At 33.6% G+C, this 18,489-nt stretch carries 16 protein-coding genes; 12 read left to right on the top strand and 4 right to left on the bottom strand.

What is annotated here, in order from left to right; translation table 11 throughout:
- The first annotated feature begins 9 nt into the window (after positions 1-9).
- Entirely contained in the window at positions 10-489 is a 480-nt protein-coding gene (locus ACUN26_RS13575; protein WP_000801034.1) for a GyrI-like domain-containing protein, read from the top strand.
- 1,116 nt (positions 490-1,605) lie between these two features.
- Entirely contained in the window at positions 1,606-2,298 is a 693-nt protein-coding gene (locus ACUN26_RS13570; RefSeq protein WP_000033278.1) for a hypothetical protein, read from the top strand.
- Between the two features lie 435 nt (positions 2,299-2,733).
- Here ACUN26_RS13570 and ACUN26_RS13565 read toward each other — a convergent pair whose 3' ends face one another.
- Together ACUN26_RS13565 and ACUN26_RS13560 are read right to left on the bottom strand one after the other, a co-directional pair.
- The gene (locus ACUN26_RS13565; protein ID WP_000265911.1) at positions 2,734-2,955 is read right to left on the bottom strand and encodes a hypothetical protein; all 222 of its coding nucleotides are present in this window, start codon (positions 2,953-2,955) and stop codon (positions 2,734-2,736) included.
- Between the two features lie 18 nt (positions 2,956-2,973).
- Positions 2,974-3,171 carry a hypothetical protein gene (locus ACUN26_RS13560; RefSeq protein ID WP_002104975.1) on the bottom strand — a complete coding sequence of 66 codons (198 nt, stop codon included), beginning with the start codon at positions 3,169-3,171 and terminating at the stop codon, positions 2,974-2,976.
- Positions 3,172-3,589: 418 nt separating this feature from the next.
- On the opposite strand from ACUN26_RS13560, the gene ACUN26_RS13555 reads away from it, so the two are divergent.
- From ACUN26_RS13555 to ACUN26_RS13530, 6 genes are all read left to right on the top strand, one after another.
- A complete protein-coding gene (locus tag ACUN26_RS13555; protein ID WP_000254117.1) occupies positions 3,590-4,222 on the top strand; it encodes a LysE family translocator in 633 nt (210 codons plus the stop codon).
- Between the two features lie 98 nt (positions 4,223-4,320).
- On the top strand, positions 4,321-5,082 hold the full coding sequence (locus ACUN26_RS13550; RefSeq protein WP_000140994.1) for a glycosyltransferase: 762 nt from the start codon (positions 4,321-4,323) through the stop codon (positions 5,080-5,082).
- A gap of 583 nt (positions 5,083-5,665) precedes the next feature.
- Positions 5,666-6,388, top strand: coding sequence for an RNA polymerase sigma factor SigI (gene sigI, locus ACUN26_RS13545; RefSeq protein WP_002093524.1), 723 nt, complete (start codon positions 5,666-5,668; stop codon positions 6,386-6,388).
- Entirely contained in the window at positions 6,378-7,763 is a 1,386-nt protein-coding gene (locus ACUN26_RS13540; protein ID WP_000981232.1) for an anti-sigma factor domain-containing protein, read from the top strand. Before sigI ends, ACUN26_RS13540 begins: the two co-directional genes overlap by 11 nt.
- A gap of 204 nt (positions 7,764-7,967) precedes the next feature.
- Positions 7,968-11,318, top strand: a complete 3,351-nt coding sequence (locus ACUN26_RS13535; protein ID WP_000414304.1) for a glycosyltransferase — start codon at positions 7,968-7,970, stop codon at positions 11,316-11,318.
- 251 nt (positions 11,319-11,569) lie between these two features.
- Positions 11,570-11,845, top strand: a complete 276-nt coding sequence (locus ACUN26_RS13530) for an ArsR/SmtB family transcription factor (protein WP_000660069.1) — start codon at positions 11,570-11,572, stop codon at positions 11,843-11,845.
- Between the two features lie 284 nt (positions 11,846-12,129).
- Here ACUN26_RS13530 and ACUN26_RS13525 read toward each other — a convergent pair whose 3' ends face one another.
- Positions 12,130-13,332: an ankyrin repeat domain-containing protein gene (locus ACUN26_RS13525; RefSeq protein WP_000795995.1), complete on the bottom strand. Its 1,203-nt coding sequence runs from the start codon at positions 13,330-13,332 to the stop codon at positions 12,130-12,132.
- Positions 13,333-13,689: 357 nt separating this feature from the next.
- Between ACUN26_RS13525 and ACUN26_RS13520 the strand changes: the two genes are divergently transcribed.
- Positions 13,690-14,490, top strand: coding sequence for a hypothetical protein (locus ACUN26_RS13520; protein WP_000418467.1), 801 nt, complete (start codon positions 13,690-13,692; stop codon positions 14,488-14,490).
- A 261-nt stretch (positions 14,491-14,751) separates the two neighbouring features.
- On the opposite strand, the gene ACUN26_RS13515 is transcribed toward ACUN26_RS13520, so the two are convergent.
- Complete coding sequence (locus tag ACUN26_RS13515) at positions 14,752-15,075, bottom strand: winged helix-turn-helix transcriptional regulator (RefSeq protein WP_001072967.1); 324 nt, start codon at positions 15,073-15,075, stop codon at positions 14,752-14,754.
- Between the two features lie 124 nt (positions 15,076-15,199).
- Between ACUN26_RS13515 and ACUN26_RS13510 the strand changes: the two genes are divergently transcribed.
- The 3 genes from ACUN26_RS13510 to ACUN26_RS13500 all read left to right on the top strand — a co-directional run bounded on the left by ACUN26_RS13510 (position 15,200) and on the right by ACUN26_RS13500 (position 18,459).
- Positions 15,200-15,733 (top strand): NAD(P)H-dependent oxidoreductase, encoded by a 534-nt coding sequence (locus ACUN26_RS13510; RefSeq protein ID WP_000855237.1) that lies wholly within the window; start codon positions 15,200-15,202, stop codon positions 15,731-15,733.
- 256 nt (positions 15,734-15,989) lie between these two features.
- Positions 15,990-17,492 carry a class I adenylate-forming enzyme family protein gene (locus ACUN26_RS13505; protein WP_001259978.1) on the top strand — a complete coding sequence of 501 codons (1,503 nt, stop codon included), beginning with the start codon at positions 15,990-15,992 and terminating at the stop codon, positions 17,490-17,492.
- A gap of 190 nt (positions 17,493-17,682) precedes the next feature.
- Positions 17,683-18,459 carry a GNAT family N-acetyltransferase gene (locus tag ACUN26_RS13500; protein ID WP_000240317.1) on the top strand — a complete coding sequence of 259 codons (777 nt, stop codon included), beginning with the start codon at positions 17,683-17,685 and terminating at the stop codon, positions 18,457-18,459.
- Positions 18,460-18,489 lie beyond the last annotated feature (30 nt).

Raw genomic sequence — 18,489 nt, 5'->3', positions numbered from 1 at the left:
GTTTTGTATATGAAAAATTATACTATAGAAGAAAAAGATAGCTTTATCGTGTTAGGTATTGGAACTGAAATTAAGAGTGAATACACAGACTTTGCTGGAATAAATAAAGAAAAGGAAGACTTTTGGTCGGCTGTTAAAGAAGATGGAAGGCTGGACACTTTAAAAGCTTTAGCTACAAATGAATACATTTTTTCCGTGAGCGAAGCGGTGAATAACAAAATGATGTATTATGCGGGTGTCATGACAGAAGCACAAATAGAAGAAGAATCTAGAGTGATTCAGTTTCCTAAGGGGGAATATGTAGTAGTGAAAGGTGAAGGTAAGACGGCTGAAGAGCTAAGTAATAAGCTTACTGGCATCGCCTTCGGTCAAGCTTTACCAGAAGCAAAGGATTTTGCCTATGTTGGTGGACCGAATACAACGGTTGAGATGGGGCAGAGAAATGGCTTATTATTTGGTGAAATGTGGATTCCGGTTGTTAGGAAGTAAAGTGATAAAAGGTGCGAATATGGAAAGTAGAGGCTAACGATCTTGTATTGTTGGCCTTTTTTCTGTGAACATAATATTTATAGTCAGCTACACACTATATTCTGATAAAAGGGAATTACTGTAAGATTGTGTTGGGTGAACAAAAAAGCTAGGAGTTCTTCTAGCATAAGGGTACAACTTAAAGTCGTAAAAGATAAAATAAATTAACGTTGTAATTAAACTTTAAATGTTAATTACTGTAGCAGTTAAATTACTTTCATTAATAGTGTTAGTTGATGTACCAATTCCCGAGGCATTCAGATTTAGACTGTATATATAAGTGCCGGGGGAGGGGTATCTATCCAGACTACTGAAACATTGTGTGTTCAATTAGTTGAAACATTCGCTGGTTTTTGAATATTATCTTGAGATTCTGACTGAACCGTAATAATAAAGGCATCTCTTTTCAGAATAAGAATTGAAGATACACTAAATTCTGTGAGAGGAATTAGAGAAGTATAATTAGTTCGGAAAACCCCTTCTAACTTTACTATTTCATTAACGCCTACACTAATAGCTGGTAATACGAGGGTAGTTGGGCTAGTTGCAGTATTATCACTTTGGTTAAATGTCAGTGAAATAATGCCAGGCGGCCCAGTATCGCCCTTTAGGGCACTATTTTGGGCACTAAATCAGGTGCCTTTTTACATTGGAATCGATGATACGATATTCCTACAGTTACTCGTTCTTTGAAAAGAGCATAACGTGGGGATAACGTATCTATGCGCTCATAATCAATGATCATAGCCGCTTTATCAAAATGTTACTGGAGAACTGGCATGGGTGGTAAGAATCCGCAATAAGGACTAAAAGACCAATTACATTTAAATATTTAGCCACGGTGCGTGAGTGTCGTGGCTTTTGTGTTTCTTATTGAGTTTAGTGTTTTCTATACTAGATTCATAAGTGATATAAAGGAATTTATAAAAAAGGTTACTTCTCATTAACTTTAGATACAAGGATAGTGTAATAGTGAAGATTTTGCTATTCATTTTTTGAATATTACTTTAAAATTTAGATAAAAAGATAGTATTACTTTTGATTAATTTTAAATGTCGAAATTGAGGGTGAATGCTAGTGTCTAAATTTACACAACAGGACCAAGAGGATTTTAAAAAAAATCTGCTTTATAAAAAAGATAAGAAATTTGTTGAATTTATCGTGGATAGTTATGTACATACCAAGGAGTTTTCTAATGATACTGATAGTTTATCTAATAAGGATAAATTAATGGAGTTAGAAAAAAATGATTTAAAGTATGTGAAAGCAAGAATAGAAAGTTTATCTGAGTACCATGATCCACTTAAAATGGATTCAATGATTCTACCAGCTGTTACGGTTTTATTTTCTGTACTTGCGACTGGATTTTTCGTTAATGCAAAGATGATTAATGGATCCACTAATTCTATGCAGATTAGTGGATTTACCGTAACAGGTTTCTGGATTTTTACAATCATAACTTTTATTCTTTTCGTATTGAGACCTGGTAAAAAGAAGCATAGTAAGATTATTTTCTTTAGTAAACTGGTTGACATATGTATTGAAGAGAAAGAACAGAAAAAAGAGCAAGAAGAAAAGAGAAGAGAGCAGAAAGAGAAAGAACAGGAAGAGCAGGAAAAGAGAAGAGAGCAGAGAGAAAAAGAAGAGAAAGAAAAGCAGCGAAAAGAGAGTGATTATAAGCTAGTACGTTTATACCTTGAAAAACTAGTTATGCAAGAAGAAATGAAGGAAGTAAAAAGAAGCAGAAGAAAAAGATATAAAAAAAGATGATTCGGTGAAAAGCGCCCATTTAGGTGCTTTTTTTGTACAAAACAAACGGACTCAATAAACGAAAAAACAGTGATGTATGAGAGGTGTATTTTATTAAATTGCATTTAATTTAAAATAAAATGTGAAACTTTTCAAGAGTAGCTATTTTTATTTTGTATAATAAATTTTAGGCGAACGATTCAAAACGTTAAAACAGGGATGTTCAACAATAAATACGCTATGATAATCCAGAATGGCTAAGCGAAAATGAAGATATAAGCGAACTTAATGTGAAAGATAAAAGAGAAAACGCTAAGAATCGTTGGCAAGGAAATGCAACCGAAACAGCTTATAGTAAATATACCGATTTTAAAGATTGGAACAAGTAAAAGTAGCGAATCCGCTTCTTTTTTATTTTGCATAGAAAAAAGGAAACCATAAAGGATTCCTTTTAAATTACGCTGTCTTATAAATTTTATTTTTAATCCTATTTTTAGTATCTATAAATGCGGCGTATGTAGCTATAGCACCACCTAAATAATAGACTTGGAATTTGTGGTCAAAAGCTAATCCTGTAATGAAATTGTAGCTGTATATAAAACAAGTTATACTGAACAACCATAACATGAACTTTAAATCTTTTAAGCTCAATCTATAATTCTTAATTCTTTTCCACATATGTATCAACTCTTATTGTCATGAGGCTCTGTAGTTTTTCTTTTTAAAATCACGCATGTTGAGGAAAAAGAATAAAAGGAAGATAACAGCTGCGATGCCATTAATCCAGTAGTATGTGCGTCCTGTTGTGAATCCGTTATAGAAGGAATAGACATTCCAAATTATAAGAAGTACTGAACAAACAGTAGAGATCATTAATGAGCCAAAACTTCTCATGATTTTCACCTCGATTCAAAATGTTAAAACTTATTTATAATTTCACATTCAAATAATTAGATTTACAAGAATAGGATGTAATAAAATGATTTAAAGAAATTACCATGGAAATTATTTGAAAGAACTTGGTGAAGGGGAAGGGGGAAGATTGGATGCATTAGCGGATGAGTTAAACGGTGTAGTAAATAACCATTGGTATTCGATCAAATAAAAAGTGCTAACAAGTTTGCAAACGAACTTGCTAACACCTATACGAATTAGACATAAAATGCCGTTGATATTTCATTTAAAAAAATAGATTTATTCAAGGAGATTTTAAAGTTTTACTTAAGGGAGCGAGAAGTATGAATCTTTTCTCTCCTCAATCATGATAAAATGTACAATAGGAAATTTTATGTAACATAAAGGGGGAAGGTTTATGGTCAGCTTGAGTACCTTGGTAGCTTTTGCAATTGTTTCGCTTAGCATGGTTTGTTCACCTGGGCCTAATATGATTTACCTCATTTCCCGTTCCGTTACGCAGGGACGTATGGCGGGATTTATTTCTTTATTGGGCATCATGCTCGGATTTGTAATCTATATAATCGCAACTATGTTTGGACTTACAGTTCTATTCGTTGCTGTTCCCGCTGTATATGAAGCAGTAAAGTGGGCAGGTGCTGCTTACTTGCTCTGGCTCGCCTGGAATTCGATAAAACCGGGTGCTACATCTATTATGGAACCTCGTATGATTTCTAATGAGCCACCAAGGAAATTATTTCTGATGGGACTCATGACGAATCTTCTGAATCCAAAGATTGCTATTTTGTATGTATCACTTCTACCTCAATTTGAAGATCCAGAGAAGGGATCGTTGCTTTTTCAAGGTGCAGTTTTGGGGCTTACGCAAATCACTGTTAGCTTTATAGTTAACCTTGTAATTGTATGTACAGCAAGTAAAATTGCAAAATGGTTTGGCACACGCCCAACGTGGCTACGAGTACAGCGTTGGCTTATGGCAAGTGTTTTAACGGGGCTTGCTGTACGTCTTGCTTTTGAACGTCGACAGTAAGAGCCTCTTTATCTGCAGTTTCTATAATATAACCTAATAAATATTAATATAAGTTATGTATAGCAGATATTTACCTTATAAAATAAGGGGGGAATATTATGACTGAGACAAACGAATTTTCAGGAGTCAATTTGAAAAAAGATGTGAAATTTTCTATTATAATTCCTGCACATAATGAAGAAAAGTACATTAGAAAATGTTTAGATTCAATTGCAAAGGCATCAGAGGCATATAAAGAGCAAACGGAAGTTATAGTTGTTTTAAATCGTTGCACAGATAAAACAGAGGAAATAGCAAAATCTTATAATTGTGTTACATTGAAAAATAACGATAAAAACTTATCTAAAATTCGAAATGCAGGGGCTAAAATAGCTAATGGAGAAATAATCGTCACTATAGACGCTGATACCATAATGACAGAGTCTATGTTGTCTAATGTAGATAAATATTTAACTTCAGGTAAATACATTGGTGGTGGGGTAAATGGGAAGTTTGAAAGAATATCTTTAGGAATATTTCTCTCCGCAATGTTAATAATAATTCCCTTACTTTTTAAGTACGGAGCTATATCTGTAGGGATTTTTTGGTGCTATAGAAAAGACTTTATGGCAATCAACGGATTTAATGAAAACATGCTTATGGCAGAAGATGCAGATTTCGCTAAACGGTTAAAAGAATGGGGAAAGAAAAATAATAAGAAATTCGGTACTATTAAAAATGGAATGATAACTTCATGCAGAAGATTTGATACATATGGAGACTGGACTTTACTTAAAAATCCAAAAGTAATTTTAGCTTATCTAAAAGGAAATGATAGAAAATACGCAGATAAGACATATTATGATAACCAAGAAAGATAAAAATGGAGAAAATCGGCAGAGGATAGCTAGTACTTTTTTAGATATAATGAGAATCCAACTTAATTTAATAGATATTATAAGAAAACCATCAATTTGATTATCCTTTTTCAAATTGATGGTTTTTTATTTTTGAAATAAATATGTATTTTTTATAAAAATATTTTTTGACCCCCATAAAACTATGTATTCCTCCGAATATGTATAGTGAAGAAAATAATTAGAAGAAAAATGACTATGAAAGAATATAGAAGTATTAATAAAATTACTAGATTAGGTGGGCATCTAAAATAAAAGGATGAAATTACCAATGGTATAGAGGAGAGTTATTCAAGGATTGCAGATAAAATAGAAAAAGAATAAGCAAAACGAACGGTAGAAAATAAGAAAGTAGATAAAAATACAAACTTAACTTTAGTGCCGAGAGAAAAGGAAAATCATTAAGAAAACGTTGGAAAAAGTTAGACTCTAAAAATATAACTAACAGCAAGAAAACAAGACCGAAGAAAAGTACCAAGAAAATCTGGTTAAATGGTCACTTGTGTAGTGGCCATTTTGCTATTTGAAGGAGGCTGGGAGATTACAAGTGTTGAGTTTAGTAATGAAGATCTTAAGAAAACCGAAAATAGAAGATATCGTATGTAACATACAAAACAACGAAGCAGATAAAGAAGCATTTATCGTACAGTATCAGCCTTTTATTAGAAAATCAATTTCATCTGTCTGCCGCCGATATATTACAGAACAGGATGATGAATATAGCATTGGATTGTTTGCGTTTAACGAAGCAATTGAACAGTATTCATATACAAAAGGAAAATCCTTTTTAGCGTTTGCTGATCTTCTTATAAAAAGAGATGTAATTGACTATATACGTAAAGAGTCTAAACATAACTTTGTCTTTTTAAAAGAAGATGAGCAAGAGGAAATGTTAGAAATGCAAGTGTCGCTTACGGAGTATATGAAAGAGATGGAAAATAGTAACCGTAAGGAGGAAATTCTTCATTTTCAAAGTGTGCTAGCTGAGTTTAAAATCACATTCTCAGAGCTTGCTAAAGAATCTCCTAAGCATCGTGATACGCGTGAGCACTTAATAGAAATTGTGAAAATTATTATAAAAGAAGAGGAAATGATGGAAGAGCTGTTCCGAAAGAAAAAGTTACCGCTTAAACATATTGAACCGCGTGTTAGGGTAAGTCGTAAAACGTTGGAACGACATAGAAAATACATTATTGCAATGTGTATTATTTTTGCAAACAACTATACATATATTCTGGATTACATAAGAGGGGAAAAGCATGATGAATAAAGGAATTGTGATGGATATAAAAAAGCATAGCGTAGTTGTTTTAACACCAAATGGAGAGTTTATTACGTGTAAAAGAAAAGGGGATTCTTGCATGATCGGGGAGGAAATCTCATTTGATGAGCAAGAACAAAAAGCATCGCATTTTTCGATTCCTTCCTTTTTAAAGCCTGCATCAATACTTGTTGCTTGTTTTCTATTTGCAGTGTTGTTTTTCTACAACCAACCAGAAGAAAAAGTATTTGCTTACGTCTCAGTTGATATAAATCCAAGTTTAGAGGTGAGCGTAACGAGGGATTTTCGTGTTATAGATTTACAGGCTTGTAATGATGATGGAAGGCGTATTTTAAAAGAATTGAAGCAATGGGAAAATAAACAATTGCAAGAAGTAATACGTACTATTATAAAGCAAAGCCAAGAGGATAAGTATTTAACGAATGATAAGCAAGTTATGCTAACAGCTGTTGCAAAGGACAAGGCACTAGAACCACAGTTGGAAAAGGCAATGAAAGAATTAAAGAAAGAATATGAGCTAAAACATATTACAGTTGAATATCAAAGTAGCACGATGCAAGTACGAGAGAATGCTAGAAAAGCTGGAATTGGCACAGGTGTCTATATAAAGCAAGAGAATGAAAAGAACAAATCGCTTACTCCCCCTGCCATGCCGTCTAATCCGGTGGAAAATGAAGAAGAGGTGCAATCACAGCCGGAGTCATCTCCTAATGCATCACTGGATTTGTCTCCTGTAGACGAAAAAAAATATGAAAAGCAAGAGCAGAAAGAACAAAAGAAAACAGAGGAACAGCCATCGAAGCAAATAAAAGAAAACAATGGAAGAGGATCTCAGCAAGAAAATAGAGGGAATCAGCAGGAGAATAACAGTAGAGAATCTCAACAAGGAAATAATGGGAATCAGCAAGGGAACAACGGAAGAGGGTCACAACAAGGGAATAATGGAAATGGGCAAGGGAACAACGGAAGAGGATCACAACAAGGGAATAATGGAAATGGGCAAGGGAACAACGGAAGAGGATCACAACAAGGGAATAATGGAAATGGGCAAGGGAACAACGGAAGAGGATCTCAACAAGGAAATAATGGGAATGAGCAAGGGAACAACGGAAGAGGATCCCAACAAGGGGATAATGGAAATGAGCAAGGGAACAACGGAAGAGGATCTCAACAAGAGAATAATGGAAATCAGCAAGGGAACAATGGAAGAAATCCTCAACAAGGAAATAATGGGAATCAGCAAGGGAACAATGGAAGAGGATCCCAGAAAGAAAATGATGGAAACGAGCAAGGGAACAATAGTAGGGGGTCTCAACAAGAAAATAGAGGCCACCAGCAAGGGAATGAAAAGAAGAATCAATAGAATCTGGAAGTGAGAGAGTCATTTCAAAGCTAAAAGGATGTATCTCGCTATTGTGGGCAGTAAAACTCCCATCTCAAAATTTGGCTGGGGCAAAGAAGTTAGGTGGGAGTTGGGCTGCTTGTAAATGCACAATTGGTGAGGGCTGATTAAAGTTGCACTTTATTATTTTATAGTTCTATTAAGAAGGAGTATGTGAAAAATATAATGGAGAAAAACATTCAACAAGAGAAAGATAAAGAAAAACCTGTTTTTTATGATCCGAAAGGAAGGAGAAACATAGCCTTTATTTGGTTTCTATGTATCTCAATAGTTAGTGTAAGTGTTGTATTTTATTTTTTCTTTCAAAGTATTTTTTCAACACCAGAAATTCCAAATATGAATACCGCTGTACAACAAGATACTAAACTTGTACCAATTAATCAAAAACTTAGTGATCAGCAGTTAAAGAAGGAAGAATTTAAACTAAATACCGAAACGAAGGATAATAAAAATTTGGTGAATTCGCCGAAGGATAGTAAACAACCTAAAGAAGTGTATGGTTTTTATGTAAACTGGGATGAAAATAGTACCGCTTCTTTAAAAGAAAATATCGATTCATTAACTACGTTAGTACCAGAGTGGTATCATTTAAAAGCAGATTTAACGATTAGAAGTGAGATAAAACCTGAGATAGTAAAGTTGGCAGAAAAAAATCAAGTGAAGATTATGCCTTTGCTTACTAACTATACTGAGGAAGCTTCTGGTCCTGATAGTGGGCTAATTCATAAGTTACTGAATTCTTCAAACGATGTAAAGACAAAGTTTATTAATGATTTAGTAAGCCAAGTTAAAAAGAATCAGTTTTCAGGTATTAATATTGACTTTGAGGCTGTACCTGAAAGTGATAGAGAAAACTTAACAAATTTTATGAAAGAACTTACTACGGAATTTCATGAACATGATTTACTCGTTACACAAGATGTTCCAGCTAATGATAAGGCTTTTGATTATAGTGCGTTAGCAAAAATAATAGATCGAATGATTGTAATGATGTACGATGAGCACTATGGAGCTGGGGAACCAGGACCAATTGCTTCAAATAAATGGTTCCAACATACATTGAAAGAACTGAATATTCCGTCTAATAAGCTTATAGTTGCTTTCGGTAACTATGGATATGATTGGGAAGTAAATAGTAAAGTAGCTGCGAAGTCTTTAACTTTCTCAGAAGTTATGGCAATGGCTCATGATTCAAATATGAAAATACAATGGGATAAGATGAGTGGAAACCCTTATTTTAGATATAAAACAGGAGAGAAAGAACATACTGCTTGGTTCTTAGACGGTGTTACTCTCTATAATCAAGTAAAAATCGCAATGGACAACAATGCAAAGGGGTTTGCATTATGGAGACTAGGAGCAGAAGACCCTACAATATGGAAGGTTTTAAAAAATCCTATTGAGGTACAAAAAAATCCTAATGTATTACATAAAATCAATAGTTTAGATGAAGTAAATTATTCTGGACAAGGTGAAATTTTACAGATTGAGAATGAAAGAAAAAATGGATTGAGAGATTTTAAAGTAGGCAAAGATGGTTACCTTACAGATGAAGTATATCACTCCTTACCATCTGCGTATGAAGTGCAACGATATGGAAAACCAAATGGAAAACAAGTAGTATTAACATTTGATGATGGACCAGACCCGAAATATACGCCAGAAATATTAGATATATTAAAAGAGAATAAAATAAATGCTGCTTTTTTTGTACTTGGTGAAAACGCGCAACTAAATACTAATATTGTAAAAAGAATATACGATGAAGGGCATGAAATTGGCAATCATACTTTCAAGCATCCTAACATAGCTGATACGTCTTTACTACGAACGAAAGTAGAACTTAATACGACGCAACGTTTAATTCAGGAAGTAACTGGACATTCTACGGTTTTATTTAGACCACCATATGAAGCGGATGCTAACCCGGATTCATCAAATGAAATATTGCCTATTTTACGTGCACAAAATATGAACTATACAATGGTAGGGGAAAAAGTTGATCCCGAAGACTGGGCAACACCATCAACAAATGAATTAGTAAGACGTGCTCTTAATCCTATTTATAAGGGAGAGGGAAATATTATTCTTCTCCATGATGCGGGAGGGAATCGTACCCATACAGTAGAGGCGCTCCCGATCATTATTAAAGACCTAAAAAAGCATGGATATAGTTTTGTAACAATTTCAGATTTAATGAATAAAGAACGAGATGAAATTATGCCACCTGTTTCTTCTGAGGGTAAGCAATATTTACTTTACAATAAAGCTGTCTTTTCAGGAGCGGGATATGCAAAGCATATATTAACAACGATTTTTTATATTGCTATTGGATTAGGTATTTTTCGATTCCTATTTTTAATTTATTTTGCATACAAGCAGAAAAAGACAGTAAGCGCCCGCTTATTTACTAATTCTTCTTATCAACCTTTCGTTACTGTTGTCATAGCAGCATATAATGAAGAAAAGGTGATAGCTAAGACGATTCGCTCCATTTTGGATAGTGATTATAGAGAGTTTGAAGTTATTGTTGTGGATGACGGATCGAAAGATGGTACGTCAAAAGTAATGGAAGAAACATTTTATAAGCATCCTAAAGTTCGTTTAATTCAGAAAGAAAACGGCGGAAAATCATCGGCAATGAATTTAGGGTTTCAGCAATCACGAGGAGAAATCATTGTTACGTTAGATGCAGATACTATTATTGCACAAGATGCTATTTCTTTAATGATTAGACACTTTGAAGATCATAATGTAGCGGCAGTTTCAGGGAATGTTAAAGTTGGGAATAGACGGAATTTATTGACTACTTGGCAACATGTTGAGTATATTACAGGATTTAACTTAGAACGTAGAGCTTTTGATGAGTTAAATTGTATTACAGTTGTTCCTGGAGCGATTGGAGCATGGCGTAAAAAGAATGTAGTTGAATCTGGTTATTTAAGCGAAGACACATTGGCAGAAGATACGGATCTTACTATTACATTTTTACGTCAAGGACATAGAATTGTATATGAAGAAAAAGCATATGCTTTTACGGAGTCACCTGAAGATGTGAAAAGTCTCATTAAACAACGATATCGTTGGTCATACGGTACACTCCAATGTCTTTGGAAACATCGAAAAGCGCTGTTTCATTCCAAACATAAAGCATTAGGATTTATTGCATTGCCCAATATGTGGTTATTCCAATATGTTCTGCAATTTATTGCACCTTTAGCAGATATATTAATGATTATGGGGCTTTTTGGTAGCAATCCGCTAAAAGTATTAGGATTTTATCTTGTATTCTTTGTCATAGATCTTCTCGCTTCACTATTTGCATTTAAATTAGAGAAAGAGAATCCAAAACCATTAGCATGGTTAATTTTACAACGCTTTATTTATCGTCAATTTATGACGTATGTTGTCATTAAATCTATATTCTCATCGATTCGAGGAGTAGCAGTAGGGTGGAATAAACTAAAGAGAATGGGGAGTGTTAAACATTCCACGGAACATAAGGAGGCATCATAAGAGAACAGATTATCTGCTCTCTTTTTCATTGATTTTAGCTAGTTGAATATAGAGTAGTAACATAAAACCTTCTGCTTCCATAACGAAATTTCTATTTATTACTGATAGTGAAACGTTATGTTAAGGCACTCCTTTGTTTTCGGGGTAAAGTTTTTTTATATTTTTTTAAAATGACGGACACAAAAACATATATGCTTACGAATTATATATATGGATATCATTAATATTTATATAAAAGGGGAGAAAGAAACATGAAAGAAAAAAAAGAAATGTATGTAGAAATCGCTGAAGTATTAAAGGTATTGGCACATCCTGTCCGTTTATCCTTAGTAAAAATAATGCTTGCAAAAGGCGCTACAAATGTAACAACAATGTATGGAAATTTACAAATGCCCCAAAGTACAATTAGTCAACATTTATCCAAACTAAAGGCTGCTAAAATCGTAACAGGTACTCGAAAAGGATTAGAAATTTATTATGAGGTAACGGACAATCGCACAAAATCAATATTGGCATGTTTAGTATAAATGATGACTTGCTAGACTTCGCAGTAACAAATTATATAACTATCCATAACACTATTTATTTAAATGATATAGGCATCCTGTTGGACAATTTTTTTGCTACTCTTAACGTGAAGCTAGCAAGTAGCAAAATGAAACGATTTCAAAATGAAAAACGCTATTCTTTTCTATGATTTTACAGAGAGAATAGCGTTTTTTACTTTTAAGGAGTATCTTTTTAATTAGCTTGATAGTGATATGGTATTATCTCTAAAATACAAAAATATTGATTTTACTTTCATTCTTTCTCATAATTTTGAGCTCAAAAGTTCGACTATCTCATCGTATCCAAGGCGTTCGGCTGTTTCGATGGGGGTTTCTTTTAATTTTTCATTCTTTGGCATACTGTATAATGTTGCTTTCTCATGCAAGTTCGGTTGATGTTGTAGTAACACTCGAACTACTTCAATAAAGCCTTGTTCACATGCACTATGTAACGGTGTGATTTTTCCTTGTCCTGTACTATGGATATTAGCTCCATTTTCTAACAACAGCGCTGCCATCTCTGGTTTATTGCGGCCGCAAGCAAGGCTTAATGCACCCCTTTTGTATTCTTCTAGTAATTCCATATCAATACCGTTGTCTATTAAAACCTTTGCTGCTTCAAGATTGTTATCCTCCACTGCGTAGTGGAGAGCTGAACGTTTCCTGTTTGTCACCGCATTTATATTTGTAATACGCTCTAAAATATATTGAACAATTTCTTGATTACCAGAACTACTAATTAAATGAAGAGGAGTGACTTTTCCGACCATGATATCATTTGCATTTTCACCTTTAGAAATTAAATATTTAATAATTTCTACGTTACCTTTTCCGCATGCTAGGGCAAAAGGTGTTTCTCCATGATATTTAATTTTCAAATCTGCTCCTGCTTCTACTAGTAATGTAACAATCTCAATATTGCCATTTAGACAAGCGATGTGAAGTGGCGTTTTTCTATCAGGTCCTTTTTTATTTAATGTAGATAATTTAATGTTTACTAACTTTTCTTTAACTGTTTCTATGTCATTTCTCATACACGCGTAGTTTAACGTTTTCTTAAAACTTTCGGCTTTAATAGCGCTTTGTAGTTGTGATTTACCAAAATCAGAGGTTGGTTCAATATGATAATGGCTGTATGCAAGTAAAAGTAGTGCAGAACTGCACTCTAAAGTAGGATTTAAATCGTCATAATAATCAACTTCATATAAACCATTTGTTTTGACAGTTAAAACAAATGCAGTCCAGTTCGATTCCCCGGTATGACGTACTCTTTGAATATTGTCCATAATTTCATTAGATGGAAGTCCTTCTGAGCCATGTTCAAATACTTTCATAGATTCATAATGAAAGTAACTATACGTCGTGACGACCCCATTGTAAAATGCAAATAACATCGATTTCTCAGCTGCATTGGGTATATGCTTTAACACGATTTCGACAAGTGTTGCTATATATTGATTCTTCAATGATTTCACCTCTATTAATATTTGAACTGGTAACGTTATAATTATTTGGAATCTCTAACATACTAATAATCTTAAGCAGCACTTTACGTAATTTTTAAAGAATATTTGATTTTTACATATATTATAACATTTCATCTTAGTTTGTTGGTAAAAGGCTTTCATGTTCATTAAGTTATCTGTTCTTTATGTACAAAGTTTATGAAAACTCAATTGACAGCAATAAAATTTATTAAGTTGATAATTATGAAGAGTAACAAATGACATGGGCAGTGGAACCCATATTTTTGGATAGAGGGCATTCTGTATTTTTGATATATTAATAGTCAGGGAACACAAATAAGGGGTGGAAATATAGAAATGGAATTATTTGATTACTATAAGAGAAAAGGGAAGTTTAAACTGTTAATTGGAACGGGTATTTTTATTCTTGCGTTATGCGCTGTATATGACGATTGGGGACATGTTAATTGGGGGCAGATTATCTTTTTTGTTATCGCTTCTTCTATCTTTTTTGGAATTGGATTTTGGCAGTTAAGAAAAGGGAAGCTGATACAAAAAAATACTATAAAAAGTAATGCAACATTTTGGGATGTTGATACTTTTGTCGTATTAGAATTACCTAAACGAAACAAGCAATTTGGTTTATATCATCCTGATGGTGGATATATTGCAGGAACAAAGATAGTTTCATCTAATATTCTTTTTTCAGTGATACCTTTTTTACATAATAAAGATGTTTATGGATTAGAAACAAGTAGCGGGGAAATTATAGCATATTTTCATACTGAAGTGGACGGATATGATTGGGTAACTTATGATTCGAATTATAACCAGATTGGTATGTTTAAAGAAAAAATGATACAAGGATTTACTATGATACGTGGTACTTTGATGACTGATAAAGCTACAAAATTGTCAGATGTAGAAGTTGAGTTTGATTTTATTCAAAGCACTCTCCGTACAATAGAAGGACGTACATTAGCAATCGGTAAACAAGGATATATGCCTATAGAATGGAGTGAAAGGTTTATGGGTTTAAATGTACCTACTATTACATTAGGTTCTAATGCGTCTAATAATGAAAAAATTCTTGGTTTAGGGGTGCTCCTTTATAGCTTACGTACAATTGAGATTAGAAAAAATAGAGCGAGCGTTTAATAAGGGAAATGTAGTAAGTATATACGAAACTTTATAAAATTTCATTTTCCTAATTAAATCTTCTTGGATTGATAGATGGTGGGTACGTCCCATGTCCATTAACTTAAGAAAACAAGTTATCCCAAAAAAACGATAAAAATACAAAATTACCATTTTTGGGGGAATTTTCAACCTTAGGTTAATCACATGTTACGGTACCCTATTATGAAATTTTAGAAAAATTCTTGACATAGAAGATTGAACAAAATTGATAGTGTTCTTTTAGTCATTTAATCTTTTCATCTGATGATCTTTTCCCCATTCAAATAGTTCATTCATAATATGCATTAAAGATTTTCCGTGTTCACTTATCGTGTACTCAACCTTTGGTGGTACTTCTTGATATACGGTACGATGGATAATCCCATCAGCTTCAAGTTGCCGAAGTTGCTGTGTAAGAACTTTTTGTGTAAGGTTTGGAATTTCTCGTTTAATTTCATTTGTTCGCATTTTTCCATCCATCAAAACACATAAAATATAAACTTTCCACTTTCCGCCAATTACATCGAGTGTCGTTGCAATTGGGCAGTCATCATTTTGATTCATATAACACCTCCAAAGGTACCTCAAGGTTCCTATAGTACCTGAAAGTACGTACTTTTCAATTATATGTGACTCATTCATACTAATACTAAAGCGTTTGAATTATTTATAAGGGGGAAGAAAATATATGAAAACACTTGTAATTGTAGCACATCCTGATATTGAAAAGTCTCGAATTAATAAAAGATGGGTAGAAGAACTTGAGAAATATTCGGATGAAATTACGGTGCATGAATTATATAAAGTGGCACCAAATTGGGAGTTTAATATTGAAGAAGAACAAAAGCTGTTAGTAGAGCACGACCGATATATATTCCAATTTCCACTTTACTGGTATAGCTCACCACCATTATTAAAAAAATGGTTCGATGATGTATTAACATATGGATTTGCTTACGGATCTAAAGGGGATAAAGTGAAGGGAAAAGAGTTTGGTGTAGCTATTTCTATAGGTGGATTAGAAATAGACTATGAAAATAGCGGGATCACAATGGCTGAGTTGACGAAACCATTTCACGCTACAAGCTTATACACGGGAATGGAGTTTATACCTTCGTTTTATTTATATGGTGCAGAATATAAGCTAAGTGATGAAGAGATTAATAATAGTGCGCCTGAGTATGTGCAATATGTGATGAATAAGAAGTATTCTAATATATAAGGAGAAATAGCCATTTACTTGATAAGTAGATGGCTATTTTTAAATCCCGCTATTTGTGGACAGCAGGACTCCTACCTCAAAAATCAGCGAATACGAGGGAGTTAGGTGAGATTTGGGCTGCCTGTAAAAGCCCGATTGGTGAGGGCTGATTAAAGTTTCACTTTATTCGTTTTAAATTCACTAAGTGTAATCTTTAGTGAATTAATAGTTAATCTGGTAAAATAAAAACCCTAACATATATAAAGGGGAGTTTTATTTGAGAACGATGCGACAATTATTACAAAAGAGAGCAATGCAATCACCAAATTTGGAAGCGCTTGTAGGCGGAGAAAAAAGATATTCATTTCAGCAGTATAATGAACGAGTAAATCAGTTTGCGCATTATTTGTTACATAACGGTGTGCAAAGAGGGGATCGTATAGGAATCTTATGCAAAAATAATCACCCGTTTCCAAGCGTTATGATGGCAAGCTTAAAAATTGGAGCGATATTTATCCCGCTAAATCATCAGCTTACTGTTTATGAATTGGAAATGATTGTAAAAGAAGCGAAATTAAAAGTGCTAGTTATTGATGAAGAGTTTAGTGAAGTTTTATTAAAGGTTGATGCTGTTAAAGAAATTCCTTATGTAATTGAAACGACAAAAGAAGGCTTTGGTTCATTGGAATTAAAATTACAAGAACAGCCAATTACAGAGCCGACCGTAGACGTTCATGAAGATGATGATGCAATTTACTTATTTACTTCAGGAACGACTGGACAGGCAAAAGCATGTGTAATTGGTCATAAAAACTTACATCACTATTTTACTGAGATTGCGGGGCAAAGAGAAATTCCAGCAGGTGAACGCTTTTTATCCGTGCATCCATTGTTTCATATGAGTGGCGTGCTTTCTATTTTAAATTGCATTTATCATGGTGTTACGATGATTTTCTTAGCTGATTCGAATCCTACTCTTATTTGGGATAAGATTGAAGAAGAGAAAATTACTACGATGCTTGCATTCCCGGCTGTTTATAGCTACATGCTTGATGAACTAAATAAAAAAGAACGTAATATTTCAACCTTTAAAGTAGCACAAAGCGGTGGAACAAAAGTGCCAGAAACGCTCATTCAAAAATATTTGGAAATAGGAATCTATATGGTGCAAGGCTATGGTAGTACAGAAGGTTGGGTTGTAACTTCATGGCATCCAATGATGGGAAATGAAAAGATGTCTTCTGTAGGGAAAACACTAAAACATGTAGAGTTAAAAATTGTTCACCCAGAAACAGGACATGAACTAACAACAAATGAAGTTGGAGAGATTCACGTAAGAAGCCCGTACATGTTTAAAGGATATTGGAATAATGAAATGGCGACGAAAAAGGTAGTAAAAGATAATTGGTTTAACATGGGTGATGCTGGCATGATAGATGATGATGGATTCCTACATATTATGGGAAGATATAAAGATGTTATCGTACGCGGTGGTGACAACGTATATCCAGATCAAGTAGAAGATGTTATTCATGAAATCAATGGTGTTTTAGAAGTTGCAGTAGTTGGAGTTCCCAATGATTTTTGGGGAGAGGTTCCAACAGCGTATATTGTAAAAGACATTCAAACATCTTTAACAGAAGAAGAGATTATGCAGCATTGTAAAGAAAAATTGGCAAGCTATAAAATACCAGAAGTTGTATTTATGGAAGACTTACCGAAAAATGCTTTAGGGAAAGTGTTGAAGAGGGAATTAAGGGATGCTTTTTTTGCAAAATAAAAAGGGTATTAAATAATGAGAAATCCAGTTATGCAGTATGTATAACTGGATTTTTGTTTATAAAAAACATAATAATTTACTAAATTTTGTATTTTGTGTAAGATAATAAAGAATATTCAATCAATAACCGAGAGTGAGATATAAATGAAACTTCAGGTGAATGTATTGAACCAGGGGTAGGGGAAACGAAGTGGTGAAGAACGATCTTACAGTTATCAAAAATTTATTTGGCTCTTCTAAAAAAATATTAAATGGCTTACCAAATGCAGTCACAATTGAAGAAATAGAAGAGGATGTATTTTATGATGTACAAACTTATACAGAGAAGATATGTAGATTTGAAGAGGTTTGTTTTAACTGGGAGTTAAAAAGAGCGAGTATTGTATTAAACAAAAGGTTTAATGGTTATAACTCAAGTACGAGAGTGTTACTTGATGCAGGTTTTTCTTTGCACGCAGCAAAAATAGAAGTGTGTAGAGGGTTAAACAATGTAGAGGCGCTTGAAAAACAATATACATATTGTTCAATAGAAGAAACCTTATCAGAAAAAGAATTTAAATACATTTGGAAGCAATGTATGTTGAATTCAGGAAATCAAACTTCAATTTTAACTATCGATGAGCATTTTTATTCAGTGCAAACAGAGTTAGGTAAGGGCAGGGAAAAGTCATGTATTGTTTTTTATGATAAAAATGAGCCAATTGGTATGTCCATACCGCATATAGAATCTGGAACAGAAAGTGAAGGGCGATTATTTTATTTTGGGGTAATGCCTTATTGTCGCGGGAAAGGAATTGCTTCCCAACTGCATCTTCAATCTCTACATATGTTAAAGGAAATGGGTGCTACCTATTATATTGGGAGCACACATACGTCGAATGAAAAGATGCAGAGGATATTTTGGAGAAATAATTGTTTGTTTAAAACGGAGATAGAGCTTTATTATAAAATTTTTAATGAGGGTTAGAAAAAGCCCGGCATATAACCGGGACTTCTC

The sequence above is a fragment of the Bacillus sp. WC2503 genome (genome assembly GCF_052682895.1).
Note: the sequence above shows the minus strand (reverse complement) of the source record. Positions and strands in the feature narration are given on the sequence as shown.